Raw genomic sequence first — 17972 nt, 5'->3', positions numbered from 1 at the left:
AGATATTTTCTTGGACAACATCCTGTCGTCAACCCATTTCACATCCTAAGTTTAGATAGTTAATTACCTAACTATGGATATTACTCCTTCCAGAATAGTATCACTTTTTGATCAACGAACAACACTGACTTCTCAAATTCAACGTTTTTTAAACAACTTATTTATTAATCTATGTTTAATGACAGATCCAATTTCGTGACCTAAGTTCCAAAATCCTTTAATATAAGAGCATGAAAGAGACTTTAAACGCAACATCAATACAACATATTAAACAGTTGCTCAGCAGGTTAGAGAACCAAGCTGAACGAATTGACGAGCAAAATCGGCAGAAGCAACGGGAAATGAGTGAAAACTGGTTTAATCAATCATTGTTTAGCCAGCACTCAAACCTTGCGGTGGATTACGTGATGGAGACCCAAAGCCTTTTTCATCAGCTGCAACAGAGCATGAACCCAAATGCCCAGCAGTACCTTGCGGAAAAACTCAGTTTACAGCTTGAAGCCTTGAATACTACTTTTCGAGCCAATAAACCGCCGCGGCAAAAGCAGGATCAGCGCATTACTGCACAGAATAAAGTTCAACAAATGCATCAGCAGTTAGTGACCTACCGGGATTACGAAAGGCGACTCACGGAAAACCTTGATACTGCCGTAGCGAATAATAATTCGACGCTTATTCAAACAGCTCAGCAACGACTAAATCGTTGCCAAATGGCAATTGATACACTGGAAAAGAAGATCAGTCGTTATGAAGAAGGTTGACGTTCCTTTTATTTACTCACCTTTATACAGTGCGTTAGATTTACCTCCCCGGCATCGTTACCCAATAGAGAAATATCGCTTATTGAAAGACTGGGCGATAAAACATGGTGCTAAAAGCAATCAGTGGTTTACCCCACAACCCCTCAATTGGGAGCAAGTATCCGCAACGCATTGTACGCATTATTTGACTCAGTTACGCGAAAACAGTATTGATAAAGCGGCCTGGCGTCGTATTGGCTTTCCCTGGTCAAAGCCCCTGTTAAAACGTACTCTTACTTCAGCCGGCGGAACCCTTCTTACAATGAAGCAAGCTTTGATTAACGGCATAGCGATACATTTCTCGGGTGGGTATCACCACGCCCATAAAGACTGGGGAAGTGGTTTTTGTTTACTGAATGATTTGGCGATAGCCTGTAATGAAATTCTGCGCAACGCGCCTAATTTAAAAATTGCCGTGTTGGATACCGATGTGCACCAAGGTGATGGAACAGCAACCCTGTTCGCTAATGACCATAGAGTTTTTACGTGTTCCATTCACGGAGAGCGTAATTTCCCCTTCTCTAAAGCACGTTCAGATTTAGACATAGCCTTGAGGAAAGACACGTCAGACAAAGAGTATTTGGCGGAATTACAGCGTGTTCTTGAGTTTATCAGAGACCATGTTAAACCTGATTTAATTCTTTACGACGCCGGCGTGGACATTTATCAGCGCGACGAGCTGGGGCATCTTAATATAAGTCTGGCCGGGATTTTTCAACGTGACCTGGCAGTACTCAACTTTGCAAAGCAACAAAATATTCCAATAGCAGCGGTTATAGGCGGTGGATACCAGCGTAATTTAGAGCGTTTGGTCAGAGCACATGCTCAATTACTAAGAGCCAGCTATTATCTCTACACTGAAAGCAAACCATTAGAAGGAAAAATATATGAAGTTTGATGATGATATTCATAATTATTACGAACGCTTAGTGTCAGACCGAATAGAAGAACTGGAGCTGGAAAAGCAATACAGTCAGGAATTTCTTTCTGATCTTTGTTGTCTGGTGCTCAATCAGTTACCGCCTCGATACATTCGTCATGAAGTTGATATGGCTTTCTTTTTGCCGCCTTCAAAACGACTGGACATGGAAATGCAAGTGCATAAGGCAATAACAGAAGCATTGGAATTTTTGAAAGAGAGGAGACGCCCTGACGGCGATTAATAAAATGGGGTGGCGACTCTACCAGCCACACCTCGGCACACACATCCCTGACTACGGCTGCTCCCTTCCGGGCCTGACCGGGTTCACCAGTTAGCGTTGCGAGGGGACCCGCAGAGTCACCATAAACGCTTTACTCAAAGCGGGCTGCATTATGAACCAGTTACCCGGCTGAAACAACCCACAGAAAACCTTTTGCTTACTTTTTCTGCAGCTTCGCGGCAATAGCCTGGCGAGCGGCGTCCGAGTTCAATGCTTTAGCAAAAAATGTCGCTTCCCGGCTAATGCGATCAGCTACCGACTCAGCCGGCTGTTTTAATAAATGCTTAGAAATTCGCAGCGACTTACCGGATTGTTTACGCAGTTTATCTAACGCTTCGCTAACCACAATAGGCAAACGTTCAACGGAAACCACATGATTAACAAAACCGGCTTGCTGAGCTGTTTGCGCATCGAAATTTTCGCCAAGCAGAAGTAACTCTGCAGCTTTTTGATACCCGCAAATTTGCGGCAGTAATAAACTTGATGCAGCTTCAGGTAACAACCCAAGTTGCACAAAAGGTAATGCAAACACCGCATCATCGCTGCTGTAAACCAGGTCGCAATGCAGTAAGAGCGTTGTACCTATACCGATGGCCAGTCCGTTGACAGCGGCGACTATAGGTACTTCAACCTGCGCAAGTGTGTGTAAGAACTGAAAAGGCGGAGCTGACTCATCCAGATTTTCGACGGCTAAAAAATCATTTAAATCGTTACCGGCAGAAAAACTGTCACCGCTGGACTCAAAAAGTACCGCATGAACAGAAGCGTCGTTATCTGCGGCTTTTAAAGCCTCGTTGCAGGTTGTATACATAGCCTGAGTAAAAGCATTCTTCTTTTCCGGTCGATTCAGACGTATGCGGACAACGCCGTTATCTTGTGAAACTTGTACCCGTTCTTCATTACTCAAAATACGTCTCCTGTCACTGATTACTGATCGCGATTCTTCCATGCTTTTTTAGTTGCTTCATGCATAGGTACAATCAATTCTAATGCCGTCTTGTCACCTGCCGGTAATTCCATCTGGTTAGGGCGCTTGGGTGTCACCCTTTGTCCCCACTTTATTAACCCGGCACCGCAGGTGAGTCCACCGCCAAACACCGCGGACATAATACTGTCACCAGGCTTGATAATGCCATTATCAGCAGCTTCAGCAAAGGCTATAGGTAAAGTGGCCGAAGAGGTATTGCCGTATTTTTGAATATTAATAACGGTTTTTTCACTCGGAACTTTACACATTTTCCCAAGAAAATCGATTAAACGCTTATTGGCCTGATGTGGAATAAGCGCGTCAATATCATCGGTTGTCATGCCAGTTTGCTGAAATACATTGTGGACTGCCGCGCTCATACCTTTCACAGCACGCTTGTATATTTCCTGACCCACAAAATCAAACTGCATAATACCGTCAAAATTGAACCGGTCAAAATTGGAACCGAAATCAAGACTCAGCACGTCGCGTGCATCTGCGTCACAGCTAATATGACTGGCCAATAAGCCAACTTCTTCATCTGTCGCTTCCAGAATCATAGCGCCGGCACCGTCACCAAATAACACCGCACTTTCGCGCTTGGTCCAGTCGAGAATACGAGTCAAACGCTCGGCACCAATCAGCAATACCTTTTTATGTACACCGGTTTTTATGCCTTGAGTGGCAACGTGCATGGCGTACAAGAAACTACTGCATGCTGCATTCAAATCAAAAGCCGCCGCGTTCTTTGAGCCAATGTTTTGTTGCACTTTAGAGGCGACGTTAGGAATAAGCTCATCGGCTGTACAGGTACCGACAATAATTAAATCCAACTCATTGGGGTCTAAGTCAGCTGCCGCCAGCGCATTGCGAGCAGCAACGGTTGCCAGCTCGGATGTACCGACATGGCTCACTCGACGCTCGGAAATTCCTGTTCGTGAAACAATCCATTCGTCGGATGTTTCCAAAAAGGTTGCAAGATCATCATTGGTCATTACAGCCGGCGGCAGACATTTTCCCCAACCGGTAATTTCAGCAAATTTAGTCACGGCAAAACCTTTTACTTCTGTCGGCTAGTATCGTCATAATAGTAGGGTGTTTTATGACGATACCGTTTCAGCGTATCATAGCACGAATCGACGCTAGGTGAATGACCGCCATAAAAAAGGATTAACCACATGTTTCGAACACTATTTGCCGCAGCTTTTGTACTTTTTGTGAGTGCTTGTCAGAGTCAGCCTGATCCCTTAATTATTAGTGCTGACAGCGTTGTCAATAAGCTCAACACGCCAGTGAGTAAATTAGAAATCAGAGATAAACGCTCTTATTCTTACCTGTATCGCCATAAAAAAGAACAAGACAAAGCTGAATTCACTCCGGCTCAAAGACCTTTAACCCGCATAGTTGAAGAGGCGTTACAGCCAGTCACAGGCTCTGATAGTAACAATGGCCTTAGCTGGTACGTGAGTATTGAAAAAGCCTTAATTGACGCCACCCTTCATACCATTAAGTATGAGCTTGAGCACAGTATTACCATTCGCGTTGAGGCAACTCGCGATAATCGTCGCTACAGTAACTTCTACTCTGGAACCTACCGCTCAAGCGGCGGTCTTAAACCAGCTCAGGCTACTATCGAACGCCAGTTCAAACAGTTATTAAATTCGGTAGTTACAGATATTGCGAACGATCCTAAGCTACGACTGCCAGAACAAAAGGATTTTTAACGATGAGATGGTTTAACTATTTTATTGGCATTGCGGCGGCATTCTTTATTGGCATAAGCCACGCCGAAATTCAGCCGGACAATCCTTTTCCAAGAGTAAAGATGGTGACTTCGATGGGCGACATTGTGGTTGAGTTAAACCGCGACGCTGCACCTTTAACGGTTAAAAACTTTTTCCGCTACATAAAGAAAGCTCAATACAACGACACAATATTTCATCGGTTGGTACCGGACTTTGTTATTCAGGGCGGGGGCTATAACGAAGATTTTCAGGGCAAACCTCACTATGAAAAAATAGCCAACGAATCCGGTAACGGCCTTAACAATGAATATGGCACTATTGCCATGGCGCGTGAACGCAAGCCGCACTCCGGTACCCGCCAGTTCTTCTTTAACTTAAATGACAACAGCTCACTGGATCCTGACAATGGCGACTGGGGCTATGCGGTCTTTGGCCGTATAGTTGAAGGGTTAGATGTACTCGAAGCCATGGCTGAACTTGAGTCACAGGCGTACAGTGATGATATAGGCTGGGCTGACGTGCCTGTCGACCCGCCCATTTTAAAACGTATTGAGGTTATACCGCAAAACTGATGGCGTTAACAAAACTGACTTTCTGGCAAGACTTGAAAGTCTACAAACAGCCTCGCGTATTAGTTATTTTTGTTCTGGGCCTTGCCAGCGGTTTTCCGTGGGTGATGATTGGCTCAGCCCTTTCAGCGTGGTTGCAGGAAGTCGGCCTTACCCGCTCAACCATTGGTTACTTTGGTGCTGTTTCAGTGGCTTACTCAATAAACTTCTTATGGGCTCCTCTTATAGACAATTTCAAGTTTCCGCTGCTTACCCGTTTGCTGGGTCAACGAAGAAGCTGGATTTTTCTCTGCCAGATGCTAATCGCGAGCGGCTGTTTCGCATTAGCCTGTCTGGATATTACCAATAACCTCCATCTGGTCGGAATAATCGCGCTGGGTATTGCAGTAAGTTCTGCAACTCAGGATATTGCGATTGATGCCTACCGAATCGAGTCTTTCGCAGAAACCGAAGGCCGTCTACAAAGTGCCGGTGCAGCAATGACAACCGCCGGATGGTGGACCGGCTACAGTGGTTTAGGTGCCCTGCCGTTCTTTTTTGTCGATGGTGTAAACTGGCAATGGCAACATGCCTACTTCGGCCTGGGCTGCGTCATGCTGGGGTTGGCCTCAGTCGTGCTCGTTGTCCGCCGTACCACCTATCACCAGGACCCAATTATAAAGACTGAGCTCACCAACTATTGGCCAGCAATGAAGGAACGGATTTCTGTTACTGTAGTTCAGCCTATTGGAGAGTTTTTTTCCCGTAACGGCGTCAAACTGGCTTTCTCAATTCTTGCCTTTATCTTTCTGTTTAAAATAGGTGAAGCTTTTCTCGGCCGAATGTCGATTGTGTTTTATAAGGAAGTCGGCTTTACCAACGCGGAAATCGGTACCTATTCAAAACTTGTTACCTGGTGGGTGACTATTGTTTTTGCACTGCTTGGCAGTGCCGTTAACCTGAGACTAGGGATAGTTAAAGGTTTAATGATTGGCGGCGTAGCGATGGCCGCATCTAACCTGATGTTTTCCTGGATTGCACTGGTTGGCCCTGACACCAGCCTTTTCCTCAGCGCGGTTTTGATAGATGGCTTTACCAGTGCTTGGTCAACCGTAGCCTTTGTCGCTTTTATCAGTTTGCTGTGCAACCGCACCTTCACCGCCACCCAGTACGCTCTTATGGCCTCACTCGGCACCTTAGGTAAAACCGCATTAGCTTCTTACAGTGGCGTTATTGTCGATTCAATGAATGGAAACTGGGCGCTGTTTTTCGTGCTAACCGCTGTAATGGTTATACCCAGTCTTATTTTCCTATGGGTTATTCGTAAGCCATTAACAGCGTTGGAGAAAAACCGTGACAAGGATTAGCCCCAACTGGGTCATATTAGGACCCGGTGCCATTAGTGGCCTGATTGCAGGCAGCTTGCTTGAACACGGGCAATCCGTCTCTATATTGCCACGCCTTACTGAACACAACACGGTAAACTGGCAAGTTATCCGTTCTGGAGCAAAAATCAACCATAGCGCTCCAGTTGTTCACTTACCACTGCCTGAGAACAGTATTTTCTTAGTTGCGGTCAAAGCTTTTGATGTTATCGATGCCCTAAAGCAAATAACGGCATTAGATGGCTTTCAAAAAACGATGCCTGTTCTGCTTAGCCATAACGGCATGGTGCAGTTGCCGGAGGCTTTAAAAGGACTTAATTTGCGTCATATGGTGACCACTCACGGCGCTGTTAAAAATCGAAATAATAACGGTGAAATTTGCATAGAACATCGAGGGGTTGGTCGCAGCTGGCTTGAAGCAGAAAAGGAAACAGAACAAACAGAATTCTCTCCCTGGTCTATTTTACAAGCGACTTTTCCTCCACTTGTATTTGAGCAAGAGCTGAGTGAAAAGCGCTGGCTAAAACTGATTATTAACTGTGTTATAAATCCGCTAACGGCCATTCATCAATGTGTTAACGGCGAATTGTTAAAAGATAAATGGCAGGAACAACTCTACAACTTGGTGGTTGAAGCCGTTGCTGTTGCGAACAGTCAAAATGTGTCATTCACCCGCGACAATTGCTACCGGGAAGTGCTTCGGGTAGCACAGGAAACCGCATCAAACCATTCGTCAATGCTACAAGATATCAAACAACAAAAGCGCACTGAAATACAACAGCTAACCGGCTATTTGATTAAGACCGGTGAGTCAGCCGGCATTGCCACACCGACTCACCAGGCATTACTCGATGAATTCCAGAAGCGTTACGCTTATTAGTCTTTATCTTCAATAAAGTCGACCACTTCTAGGCCAAAGCCTGACAATGCAGAGTAACGTTTTGGCGAGCTCATTAAGTGCATTTTATGAATATTAAGGTCGGCCAGAATTTGTGAACCTAAGCCAACATTACGAGACGCACTTGATGCTGACGTTGTCGGCTTATGCTCACCTTTATCTTGTGCCTCGAACTCCCGCACTTGAGCAATAATATTATCCGGTGTTTGCTGACGACCGATAATAACTAATACCCCATCGTGCTCTGCTATATAAGACATGGCTTTTTGAATAGGCCAACTGCGTTTTGCAGCCCGTTCCGTTAAAAACGTATCGTGAAAGGTATCCTGTAAGTGAACCCTGACATTCGTGACTTTATCCTGCGAGAGATCACCGTGAATAAGGGCATAATGCACTTGCTGATCGATGGTGTCCTGATACGTGATTAACTGAAATTTACCAAACGCGGTGGGTAGATCACACTCCGCCACCCGCTCTATGGTTTTTTCCTGGATTGAACGGTATTCAATGAGGTCAGCGATAGTGCCAACTTTAATGTCGTGCTCTTTTGCAAAAGCTTCAAGATCCGGACGGCGGGCCATGGTACCGTCTTCGTTCAGCACTTCCACGATAACAGAAGCGGGTTCAAATCCGGCTAAACGGGCGAGATCACAGCCGGCTTCCGTATGCCCCGCCCGGTTCAGTACGCCGCCTGACTTCGCCTTTAGCGGGAATATATGACCCGGCATCACTAAATCTTCTGGCTGTGCGTCTTTCTTTACTGCATCCAATACCGTTTTTGCTCTGTCGGCTGCTGATATACCGGTGGTTACTCCCTCAGCGGCTTCTATAGAAACCGTAAAGTTTGTTGCGTAAGGCGCATTGTTTTTGTCCACCATTAACGGCAGATTCAACTGCTTACACCGCTCTTCAGTCAGGGTTAAACAAATGAGTCCTCGCCCATAACGGGCCATAAAATTAATAGCCTCAGGCGTCGCGCATTCAGCTGCAATAATAATATCGCCCTCGTTTTCGCGATCTTCATCGTCCATCAGGATAACCATTTTTCCCTGACGAATGTCGTCGATAATCTCTTCTGTGCTATGCAGTGACATAACGCTTTACCTTTTAATCTTGTGTATGAGGTACGGCAACCAAGCGTTGATCCGGGCCTACCTGCCGACGGTCAATAATTTTAAATCTTGGTGCGCAAGCTAAATTTATCGGCTCAGCCATATCGATAACCGATCGGCCCTGGTGGCCTAATATCTGCTCAGAACTGTAAATCATCAATCTGTCGCATAACTGCTGTTCAATAAGAGCACCGGCTAAGTTTGCACCGCACTCCGTCCAAAGTTGATTAATTTCACGGTTCGCTAATTCAACCATCAGCGCTTTCAGGCAAACTTTGCCATTCTTATCTGCTGAGACAATCAATTCATGACAATGCGGGTGACGGCTGGCATTACCCGGTGTTGTCCGAACCAGCCAAACCGGCGCCGGAGAATCAAACAGTCTGGCATCGTCACTCACCCGATGCTGACTGTCGATAATAATACGCACCGGCTGCTTCAACGGTTCAGGCAATTGACGTGATTTTGGCCACTGCTCAACACGCACCGTTAACTTTGGATTATCGGCCAAAACGGTCGCCGCACCGCTTAAAATTGCATCCGCTTGTGCACGGTAAAATTGCACGTCGCTGCGAGCTTCGGCCGATGTAATCCATTGACTTCGCCCATCCGACAACGCCGTTTTCCCATCCAGCGATGTTGCCATTTTTAGGGTTAACCATGGCCGCTGAAGGGTCATACGCGAAATAAATCCGGGGTTTAAGCGCTCTGCGGCGGCTTCTAAAACCCCTACTTCAACAACCACACCAGCGTCTTTCAGACGCTTAACACCGTTGCCGCTGACACGGGGATTAGGGTCTTGCATGGCCACCACCACGCGGGCAATGCCAGCTTCAATCAAAGCGTCCGAACAAGGGGGGGTTCGCCCCATGTGACTACAAGGTTCCAGTGTCACATAAGCCGTGGCACCTTTTGCCTGTTGCCCGGCAACGCGCAACGCATGCACTTCCGCATGGGGCTCTCCAGCCTGATGGTGCCAGCCTTCGGCAACAACCCGGTGGTTAACCGTAATGACACAACCCACAGCCGGGTTCGGCCGGGTTGTCATTACCCCCCGTCGTGCTAACAGTAAAGCACGGTGCATCATATGATGATCACGCTGTAATTGCTGTTGTTGCTTTAAGTCAGTCATTCAGGCGCGCTATTTCTTCACCAAACTCACGGATATCCTCGAATGAGCGATAAACCGAGGCGAAACGGACATAAGCCACTTTATCAATTTGCTTAAGGTTTTCCATAACCAGACTGCCAATAAAGTTACTGGTGATTTCTCGCTCACCAGTGGCACGAATACTGGATTTAATTTTGTTAATGGCCTGCTCCATCAGTTCAAGGCTGACCGGCCGTTTTTCCAGCGCTCTTAGAAAACCATTTCGCAATTTGTCTTCGTTGAACGGCTCGCGTGAACCATCGGTTTTTATCACTCTGGGCATAACCAGCTCAGCAGTTTCAAAGGTGGTAAAGCGCTCTTTGCAATGATTACACTCACGCCTGCGACGGACTGAGGCGCCATCCGCAACTAATCGCGAATCGATAACCTTAGTATCTTGTGTGCCGCAAAATGGACAATGCATTGCCTGACTCCTTTAAGTGCGCTCAGCCTCAGCGAGCAATTAACCGTAAACCGGAAACTTAGCGCATAGCGCTTTAACTTGCTCTCGAACTTCGCTGATTTTGCTTTCGTTAGCAATATCGTCCAGAACGTCACAAATCCAGTTAGCAACCTGCTCAGCTTCTGCTTCCTTAAAGCCACGGCGGGTAATTGCCGGCGTGCCTAAACGCAACCCTGACGTCACAAACGGAGAACGCGGGTCATTCGGAACCGCATTCTTGTTCACGGTAATAAAGGCATTCCCTAATGCAGCGTCTGCATCTTTACCAGTAATGTCTTTATCAATAAGGTCAACCAGGAATAGATGGTTTTGGGTGCCGTTAGAAACGATCTTGTAGCCGCGCGCCTGCATGGTTTTCACCATCGCGTTCGCGTTTACTAATACTTGTTTTTGATACTCTTTAAATTCCGGTTGTAACGCTTCCTGGAAAGCAACGGCTTTACCAGCGATAACATGACACAAAGGACCGCCCTGATTCCCCGGAAATACCGCACTGTTTAATTTTTTATGCAGTTTTTCGTCATCGCTACCGGATATGATCAAACCACCACGTGGACCTGCCAGAGTTTTATGCGTGGTTGTGGTTAACACATGCGCATGAGGCACTGGGTCAGGATACTCGCCTGCTGCAACCAAACCGGCTACATGCGCCATATCGACCATTAAGTAGGCATTGACTTTATCGGCAATTTCACGGAATTTCTTCCAGTCAACAATGCCGGAATACGCGGAAAAACCAGCCACAATAACCTTAGGTTTATGCTCTAGCGCCAGCTTTTCAACGTCGGCGTAGTCGATTTCACCAGTGGCTTCATCCAGACCATAAGAAACCGCATTGTATAACTTACCGGAGAAATTAACACCTGAGCCATGTGTCAGGTGACCGCCGTGAGCCAGGCTCATACCCAGAAAAGTATCGCCGGCTTCCATCAGTGCCATGAATGCGGCAGTATTTGCCTGAGAACCTGAGTGTGGTTGAACATTGGCATATTTTGCACCAAACAACTCTTTCGCTCGCTCAATGGCTAAGTCTTCAACTTTATCAACAAACTCGCAGCCACCGTAGTAACGCTTATGCGGATAGCCTTCGGCATATTTATTAGTCAGTTGTGAGCCCTGAGCTTGCATCACCCGCGGACTGGTATAATTTTCCGATGCGATAAGCTCGATGTGTTGTTCCTGGCGTTCAACTTCGCCTTGCATCGCCTGCCATAAGTCCGCGTCAAAGTCGGCAATGTTCATCTCAGATTTAAGCATTACAGCTCTCCAAATTATTAAATGGTCTTAATTTATCCAGTATTTTACCTTAAAACACAAAAGAGTGCCTACTTCAGCGCAACAAAGTTTGGGGATGTTCGTAAATCACAGTAAACTATGCGGTAACTTTTTACTTGATAGGAAGGATTTTACGTCACTATGGCGCAATATATCTATTCAATGTCTCAGGTGAGCAAAGTTGTTCCACCGAAGAAAACCATCTTAAAAGACATTTCTTTGTCGTTTTTTCCGGGCGCCAAAATTGGTGTTTTGGGTGTTAACGGTGCCGGTAAATCAACCTTGCTACGCATTATGGCGGGGGTTGATACCGAGTACGAGGGTGAAGCCCGCGCGCTGTCTGGTACTCAAATTGGTTACCTGCCTCAGGAACCGCAACTGGACGAGAACAAAACGGTAAAAGAAACCGTTGAAGAAGCGGTAGCAGATGTCAAAGAAGCGTTTGCAAAACTGGACGAAATTTATGCCGCTTATGCCGACGAAAATGCTGACTTTGATGCCCTGGCGAAAGAACAAGGCGAATTAGAAGCCTTGTTGCAGGCAAAAGACGGTCATAACATCGACAATATTCTTGAGCGTGCCGCTGATGCCCTGCGTCTGCCTGACTGGGACGCTAAAATTGGTAACTTATCCGGTGGTGAGCGTCGCCGTGTTGCTATCTGCCGTCTGTTACTATCAAAGCCAGACATGCTGCTTCTTGATGAGCCAACTAACCACTTAGATGCGGAGTCTGTTGCGTGGTTAGAGCGCTTCTTGCATGACTACACCGGAACCGTTGTAGCCATTACCCATGACCGTTACTTTCTTGATAACGTTGCGGGCTGGATCCTCGAGCTCGACCGTGGTCATGGTATTCCCTGGGAAGGTAACTATTCTTCCTGGCTGGAGCAAAAGGAAAAACGACTGGAGCAGGAAGAACGCTCTGAAAAAGCGCGCCAACGCACCATTAAACAAGAGCTGGAGTGGGTACGTACTAACCCCAAAGGCCGCCAGGCAAAAAGCAAAGCTCGTCTTAACCGCTTTGAAGAGCTGCAAAGCGGCGATTACCAGAAACGCAACGAGACCAATGAGCTGTTTATTCCACCCGGTCCGCGTTTGGGTGATAAAGTCATTGAAGTTAATGGCATTAGCAAAGCTTACGAAAAACACCAACTGATTGATAACTTAAGCTTTAGCGTTCCGAAAGGCGCTATTGTCGGTATTATCGGCCCTAACGGTGCCGGTAAATCAACCTTGTTCCGCATGATAAGCGGCGAAGAAAAGCCTGACGGTGGCTCTATCGAATTGGGTGAAACCGTACAACTGGCCAGTGTTGATCAGTTCCGCAATGACATGGATGACCGCAAAACCGTTTTTGAAGAAATTACTGACGGTAACGACATTTTAAAAATTGGCAACTTTGAAGTGAATGGCCGAGCCTACGTTGGTCGTTTTAACTTCCGCGGTACCGACCAGCAAAAACGCATTGGCGAGTTGTCCGGTGGTGAACGTAACCGCATACATCTAGCCAAACTGCTAAAGGCCGGTGGCAACACATTGTTACTCGATGAGCCGACCAACGACCTGGACGTTGAAACCTTGCGAGCACTGGAAGAAGCCATTCTGGAATTCCCGGGTTCAGCTATGGTTATCTCGCACGACCGTTGGTTCCTTGACCGTATCGCGACTCATATTCTGGATTACCGCGACGAGGGCGAAGTGGTGTTCTATGAGGGGAACTACAGCGATTACGAAGCTTACATGAAAGAACAATTCGGTGAGCAGGCTATGGAGCCGCATCGCATTAAATACAAACCGATTGGTTAATGGGAGAGTCATAAGGGGAGCTTACTGGCTCCCCTTTTTTACCCCCACCAGTTACATCACATCCAACGCTTGCTGAAGATTCTTCACACCAATGACTTCCATTCCTTGGGGTGAAGTTTTCGGCGTATTACCAATGGGGACAATGGCTTTTTTGAAACCGTGTTTAGCTGCCTCATTTAATCGTTCCAGACCATTGGGTACCGGTCGTATTTCACCGGCCAGTCCAACTTCTCCAAACACGATGAGTTCCCGAGCTAAAGGTTCACCTTTAAAACTGGAAACTATGGCTAACAATAAGGCTAAGTCCGCAGAGGTTTCTGAGACCTTGACCCCGCCAACCACATTCACAAAAACGTCTTGATCAGACACTTGTAAGCCGCCATGCTGGTGCAAAACCGCTAATAGCAATGCCAGCCGGGTTGCTTCAAGTCCTACAGCAACCCGCCGGGGATTAGCCAGTGCGGAATAGTCCACTAGAGCCTGAATCTCCACCAGCAACGGCCGGGTACCTTCCCAAATCACCATGACCACCGAGCCATTGCCCTGATCTTCTGCTCGTTGCAGAAATATCGCCGAAGGATTCGAGACTTCTTTCAACCCACCGCCTGTCATTGCAAACACGCCGAGCTCGTTGACCGCACCGAAACGGTTCTTGGTGCCTCGCAGGGTACGATAACGGGAGTCTGAGGAGCCATCCAGAAGTACGGAGCAGTCAATGCAATGTTCCAGAACTTTCGGACCAGCCAGATGCCCTTCTTTGGTCACGTGGCCTACCATAATAATGGCGACATTTTTTTGCTTTGCGTAACGTGTTAAAAAGGCGGCGGATTCGCGTACCTGAGAAACACTGCCCGGCGCCGACTGAATATCTGCCATGTGCATCACCTGAATAGAATCAATGACCATAATGGCTGGCTTTTCTTTGTCAGCCAGCTGACAAATGCTCTCTACCGAGGTTTCTGACAGCATACGCAGCTTATCGGTTGGCAGGTTCAGTCGTTGTGCCCGCATAGCAACTTGCTGCAGCGACTCCTCGCCTGTAACGTACAACGCAGGCATTAGCTCGGCCAGTTTACAAAGAGTTTGCAGCAATAAGGTACTTTTTCCGGCTCCGGGTGAGCCACCTATCAATATCGCCGACCCCGGCACAACTCCGCCGCCCAAAACTCGGTCAAATTCCTGAAAACCGGCACTAAACCGCGGTACTTCTTGTAAGTCCACTTCGTTAAGGGTTTGTACTCTGCCTTCGGTGATACCACTAAAGCCCTGACGGTCCGCTGTATTTGTCGTTGTTTTAGAGGTTAAACGAATTTCGGTAAGCGTGTTCCAGGCCTTACACTCTGGGCATTGTCCTAACCAGCGAGGGAAGTCTGCACCGCAATCATTACACACATACGCACTTTTTGCTTTTGCCATTCGTCTGCTTCTCGTTTTATGATGATGTATTACTCAAGAATAATGATAAAAATAGTAGATTTTGATGCCTAATCAGTATTTTGACCAATTTATCGATCAGTTAAAGCCGCTCGTTTACGATACCGACTTTGATACACTGTTCCAGTCTTTAACTGAAAACGAAGATGGCCCGACCCGCTTCAAACTAAAAATGGAGCTTAGACGTTTAGCCGCCCCTTGTCACCGTACTGTTGATTTACGCAACCAGGTCGATGGCGAATGCCGCCCCTATGAATATAACGGACGCCGACATCAGCTTGACGATGTTGCCATCGAAATTTTTGAACGCGGTCTGGAAACCTATAAAGGCGTTTTCACACAGGATACATTTGAGCAAATACTTGATGCAGACAACCACTTGCGTCAAGCCCGTGAAGAAGAAAGAGCCTTTGCTCAAAGTCTGGCAGAACATAATGCCGAGCCTTTAAGTGGCCAGTCTCCATTCTTAAGCGCTGATAATGAAGCGCAATCGTACCTGTTAGAAACATTCCACTTTGGTCAATATCCTTACCGCGCCGAAGAGCGCATGAACTTTACCATTGAAGTCGGTATTGAGGACAGTCAAGGAAAGACTTACCGGGCGGTAACAACTGATATTTCAATTACCGGTATGCGGGTACGAGTTAACGACGACCACAACCTGAAATACGACGATGCCCTATCGTTGTATTTTACCGGTTTAGCAAAAGAGTTCACGGTAGATTCTGAAACTCGTATTCCTTATCGGGTTGTGGGCATACAGGAAACTAACGACAAACATTATCTCAGTTTAAACCGGGATCCCGACTACCATTCTGCAGAGCTGGATAAATTTTTCCATCGCTTTATCAACGGCTATAAAAAACGCTACCGTGTTAATGTAGATAACACTTATAACACCATCATTAATAAAGGGCATGAGCAGTTTTTGCTGCCCAGAATGCAGCAGTTGCCGGTGTTTTTCTCGGAGTCAAACCGACAACTCGTGGCCGATTACATTTTAACCACCGATAATAATCGCTTTATTCTTAATAACTGGATTAACGAACTGAACCAAATCAGCTTTGGCTCTATTTTTAACGTCAGGCGCAGTGGTTGGTTGTTGCAGGATTTAACTGAAAAGAACCATGCCAGATTATTGGTTCTGACCTTTTCAATTACCGCCAGAGGTAAAATATACAATTACTCCGCAACGGTTGAAGAGCTTCAGAAAACCGGACTCTGGGACACCTATGTCGCGTTCGGTAGTCAAAAAGCGTCGTGGAGAGTTTATCAAATTGATTTACGCCGGGTTGACCTGAATCAGGCGTGGAAGCCTCAAAGCGTTCCCGAAAATGTGGACGTTCCATTTCGGTTAAACCCGCCAACAGAAGAAGTCAAAAGAGCAATTGCTCCGTTGCGATATATGGCAGTAGTAAACGATATCACGGACAGCTTAAACGGCTTTTTTGATACTGAGCTCGATAAAGAGCAACTGTCGTCATTAAAAGTTTTCGTTCATCCTCCGGGGGTTCCTGTTCGCACTAGGGAAACACGGCTTGAATTTATTAATTTACGCAGCGAAAAGCGTTTTAGTTACCGCAGTCGTTGCCGGGTTAAAGTGGGTAAATTTGTTCGTGACGGTATGATCATTGATCTTTCCATCAGCGGCTTACAAGTGCAGATTGATACCCCGCTCTCTGCTGAGAAAGGGGATAACGTCGAAATATCCATGAGTGGTTTTCAAAAGCTGTATAAGAAAGCAAAATTAGAGCGCTTAAGTTACACCATCGCTTCTATTGACGAGGCTCGCACAACGTTACGTCTCAGAATAGATGGCGATAAAGAACAACACATGGGAGCGCAGTTCATAAGTTTCTTAATCAGGGAGCAGCGTGACCTGCTTCAACTGCAAATTGAAAACACGTCGATAAATGGTCTGGGTCTTTGTCTTCGCAATTTATATTGCGATACTCCGGGTTCTCTACCGGTTTTTCTCTACAGAAATAAAAAACGAAAAACATCGGTACGCCGAGCCGGTTTGTCCAACTGGCCTTCAGACTGGGGTAGGTTATTATCTAAATTCCCGGGAAGTCAGCATAGAGCTCTAAACCTGCAACCTTTATTACGGGGGGCTGCCGTCGCTAACGAGCTCCTGCCACGATTGAACGATATGGATCGTACCTCAGAGCCCGTTACTTTATTACTTTTGCTACGACTTTATCGTCAAAGTGGTGAAGATATAATTCAGACTCAGTGGCTGAAAAGTAATGATAATCACGCCATTGAATCCTTTATTGAGCAATGCTTACCTAACTCAATTTTTCGGGCGGCAACCGTGTCTCTGTCCAGAACAGGACGTCCTGATACGCAGTTTATTCAGGCAGAACTTTATTACATTAATCGTTATGCCGCTTATAGGGCACAGGAAATTGAAGAAGACTTATGGCAGGTTTATGGCATTGCAGATATCGTTGATGTTACCGAGAGTTTACTCGAGTTTGCTTTGCCAGATACCGACACCATCAATGAGCAACGAGAGCGTTTAAACAATTGGATCAATAAGCTTTGAATGCTTCATACAAGCCATTACCCCCATTAAATTATTGGAGTTTACGGAACAGTCAGCGACAGCCTGCAACGCAGGCTTTGCATTAAAAGCGATACCAACAGCCGCCATTTTAAGCATGAGAGCATCATTGGCACCGTCACCCACGGCAACTGTCCGGCTGGCTGGTATCTGCCACTTTTCGGCCAGTACCTTAAGTTGTTGAGCTTTCACTTTTGCATCGACAATTTCTCCCAACACCTTTCCCGTTAAATAGCCATTGGCAACTTCTAGTGTATTGGCGACCACAGCGTCCAGATTCAATTCCTGTTGAACCCTGTCGGCAAACCAGGTGAAGCCTCCGGAAACTAACGCGGTTTTCCAGCCAGCAGCTTTTAAAGTCTGAATGAGTTCCGCCGCTCCGGAGTTAAACGGAATAGGGTCGAATAATTTTTCCAGGTCGGATTCTTCAACGCCTTTTAAACAAGCTACGCGTTGCTGCAAGCTCTCGCCAAAGTCAATTCCCCCCCTCATCGCAGCTTCCGTTATTGCTGAGACTTTAGTATAACGGTTATTTAATCGTGCAATTTCGTCAATACACTCAATATGAATTAAGGTAGAATCCATGTCGAAAACGATTAAACCGGAACTGTGTTTCAT

17 protein-coding genes and 1 other RNA gene are annotated in these 17972 nt (G+C 46.5%); 9 read left to right on the top strand and 9 right to left on the bottom strand.

Translation table 11 applies throughout. From position 1 onward, the window contains the following. Positions 1-230 precede the first annotated feature (230 nt). The 3 genes from L8G48_RS12625 to L8G48_RS12615 are packed head-to-tail and all read left to right on the top strand — an operon-like array spanning position 231 to position 1963. On the top strand, positions 231-761 hold the full coding sequence (locus tag L8G48_RS12625; RefSeq protein ID WP_248264974.1) for a primosomal replication protein: 531 nt from the start codon (positions 231-233) through the stop codon (positions 759-761). Further along, entirely contained in the window at positions 748-1698 is a 951-nt protein-coding gene (locus L8G48_RS12620; protein ID WP_248264973.1) for a histone deacetylase family protein, read from the top strand. The genes L8G48_RS12625 and L8G48_RS12620 overlap by 14 nt, the downstream gene beginning before the upstream one ends. Beyond that, entirely contained in the window at positions 1688-1963 is a 276-nt protein-coding gene (locus L8G48_RS12615; protein WP_248264972.1) for a late competence development ComFB family protein, read from the top strand. The genes L8G48_RS12620 and L8G48_RS12615 overlap by 11 nt, the downstream gene beginning before the upstream one ends. Before the next feature lie 16 nt (positions 1964-1979). Here the strand turns inward: L8G48_RS12615 and ffs are convergent. The 3 genes from ffs to L8G48_RS12600 form a co-directional block, all read right to left on the bottom strand. Then, positions 1980-2076: signal recognition particle sRNA small type (gene ffs / locus L8G48_RS12610), an RNA gene on the bottom strand. Positions 2077-2159: 83 nt separating this feature from the next. Continuing rightward, positions 2160-2909, bottom strand: a complete 750-nt coding sequence (locus L8G48_RS12605) for an enoyl-CoA hydratase (protein WP_248264971.1) — start codon at positions 2907-2909, stop codon at positions 2160-2162. Between the two features lie 20 nt (positions 2910-2929). After that, positions 2930-4018, bottom strand: coding sequence for a ketoacyl-ACP synthase III (locus L8G48_RS12600; RefSeq protein WP_248264970.1), 1089 nt, complete (start codon positions 4016-4018; stop codon positions 2930-2932). Between the two features lie 129 nt (positions 4019-4147). Here L8G48_RS12600 and L8G48_RS12595 point away from each other — a divergent pair, with 129 nt between their 5' ends. Genes L8G48_RS12595 through L8G48_RS12580 form a run of 4 tightly spaced genes read left to right on the top strand, consistent with a single transcriptional unit; the run spans position 4148 to position 7527 of the window. Then, on the top strand, positions 4148-4693 hold the full coding sequence (locus L8G48_RS12595) for a YajG family lipoprotein (RefSeq protein ID WP_248264969.1): 546 nt from the start codon (positions 4148-4150) through the stop codon (positions 4691-4693). Between the two features lie 2 nt (positions 4694-4695). Then, entirely contained in the window at positions 4696-5286 is a 591-nt protein-coding gene (locus L8G48_RS12590; RefSeq protein WP_248264968.1) for a peptidylprolyl isomerase, read from the top strand. Next, positions 5286-6629, top strand: coding sequence for an AmpG family muropeptide MFS transporter (locus tag L8G48_RS12585; RefSeq protein ID WP_248264967.1), 1344 nt, complete (start codon positions 5286-5288; stop codon positions 6627-6629). The genes L8G48_RS12590 and L8G48_RS12585 overlap by 1 nt, the downstream gene beginning before the upstream one ends. After that, the gene (locus tag L8G48_RS12580; RefSeq protein ID WP_248264966.1) at positions 6616-7527 is read left to right on the top strand and encodes a ketopantoate reductase family protein; all 912 of its coding nucleotides are present in this window, start codon (positions 6616-6618) and stop codon (positions 7525-7527) included. The genes L8G48_RS12585 and L8G48_RS12580 overlap by 14 nt, the downstream gene beginning before the upstream one ends. On the opposite strand, the gene ribBA is transcribed toward L8G48_RS12580, so the two are convergent. Genes ribBA through glyA form a run of 4 tightly spaced genes read right to left on the bottom strand, consistent with a single transcriptional unit; the run spans position 7524 to position 11527 of the window. Continuing rightward, positions 7524-8639, bottom strand: a complete 1116-nt coding sequence (ribBA, locus tag L8G48_RS12575; protein WP_248264965.1) for a bifunctional 3,4-dihydroxy-2-butanone-4-phosphate synthase/GTP cyclohydrolase II — start codon at positions 8637-8639, stop codon at positions 7524-7526. The two genes, L8G48_RS12580 and ribBA, sit on opposite strands and share 4 nt — an antisense overlap. Positions 8640-8652: 13 nt before the next feature. Further along, positions 8653-9789, bottom strand: a complete 1137-nt coding sequence (gene ribD, locus L8G48_RS12570) for a bifunctional diaminohydroxyphosphoribosylaminopyrimidine deaminase/5-amino-6-(5-phosphoribosylamino)uracil reductase RibD (RefSeq protein ID WP_248264964.1) — start codon at positions 9787-9789, stop codon at positions 8653-8655. Continuing rightward, positions 9782-10231, bottom strand: a complete 450-nt coding sequence (gene nrdR, locus L8G48_RS12565) for a transcriptional regulator NrdR (protein ID WP_248264963.1) — start codon at positions 10229-10231, stop codon at positions 9782-9784. Before nrdR ends, ribD begins: the two co-directional genes overlap by 8 nt. 39 nt (positions 10232-10270) lie before the next feature. Then, on the bottom strand, positions 10271-11527 hold the full coding sequence (gene glyA / locus L8G48_RS12560; RefSeq protein ID WP_248264962.1) for a serine hydroxymethyltransferase: 1257 nt from the start codon (positions 11525-11527) through the stop codon (positions 10271-10273). 159 nt (positions 11528-11686) lie between these two features. Here glyA and ettA point away from each other — a divergent pair, with 159 nt between their 5' ends. Beyond that, positions 11687-13351, top strand: coding sequence for an energy-dependent translational throttle protein EttA (ettA, locus tag L8G48_RS12555; protein ID WP_248264961.1), 1665 nt, complete (start codon positions 11687-11689; stop codon positions 13349-13351). Between the two features lie 51 nt (positions 13352-13402). On the opposite strand, the gene radA is transcribed toward ettA, so the two are convergent. Next, positions 13403-14767 (bottom strand): DNA repair protein RadA, encoded by a 1365-nt coding sequence (gene radA, locus L8G48_RS12550; protein ID WP_248264960.1) that lies wholly within the window; start codon positions 14765-14767, stop codon positions 13403-13405. A gap of 64 nt (positions 14768-14831) precedes the next feature. Between radA and L8G48_RS12545 the strand changes: the two genes are divergently transcribed. Beyond that, entirely contained in the window at positions 14832-17336 is a 2505-nt protein-coding gene (locus tag L8G48_RS12545; protein ID WP_248264959.1) for a PilZ domain-containing protein, read from the top strand. Here L8G48_RS12545 and serB read toward each other — a convergent pair. Beyond that, a complete protein-coding gene (serB, locus tag L8G48_RS12540) occupies positions 17310-17972 on the bottom strand; it encodes a phosphoserine phosphatase SerB (protein WP_248264958.1) in 663 nt (220 codons plus the stop codon). The genes L8G48_RS12545 and serB overlap by 27 nt on opposite strands.

This window comes from Idiomarina aminovorans, assembly GCF_023155095.1.
In the GTDB taxonomy this organism is placed as follows: domain Bacteria; phylum Pseudomonadota; class Gammaproteobacteria; order Enterobacterales; family Alteromonadaceae; genus Idiomarina; species Idiomarina aminovorans.
Note: the sequence above shows the minus strand (reverse complement) of the source record. Positions and strands in the feature narration are given on the sequence as shown.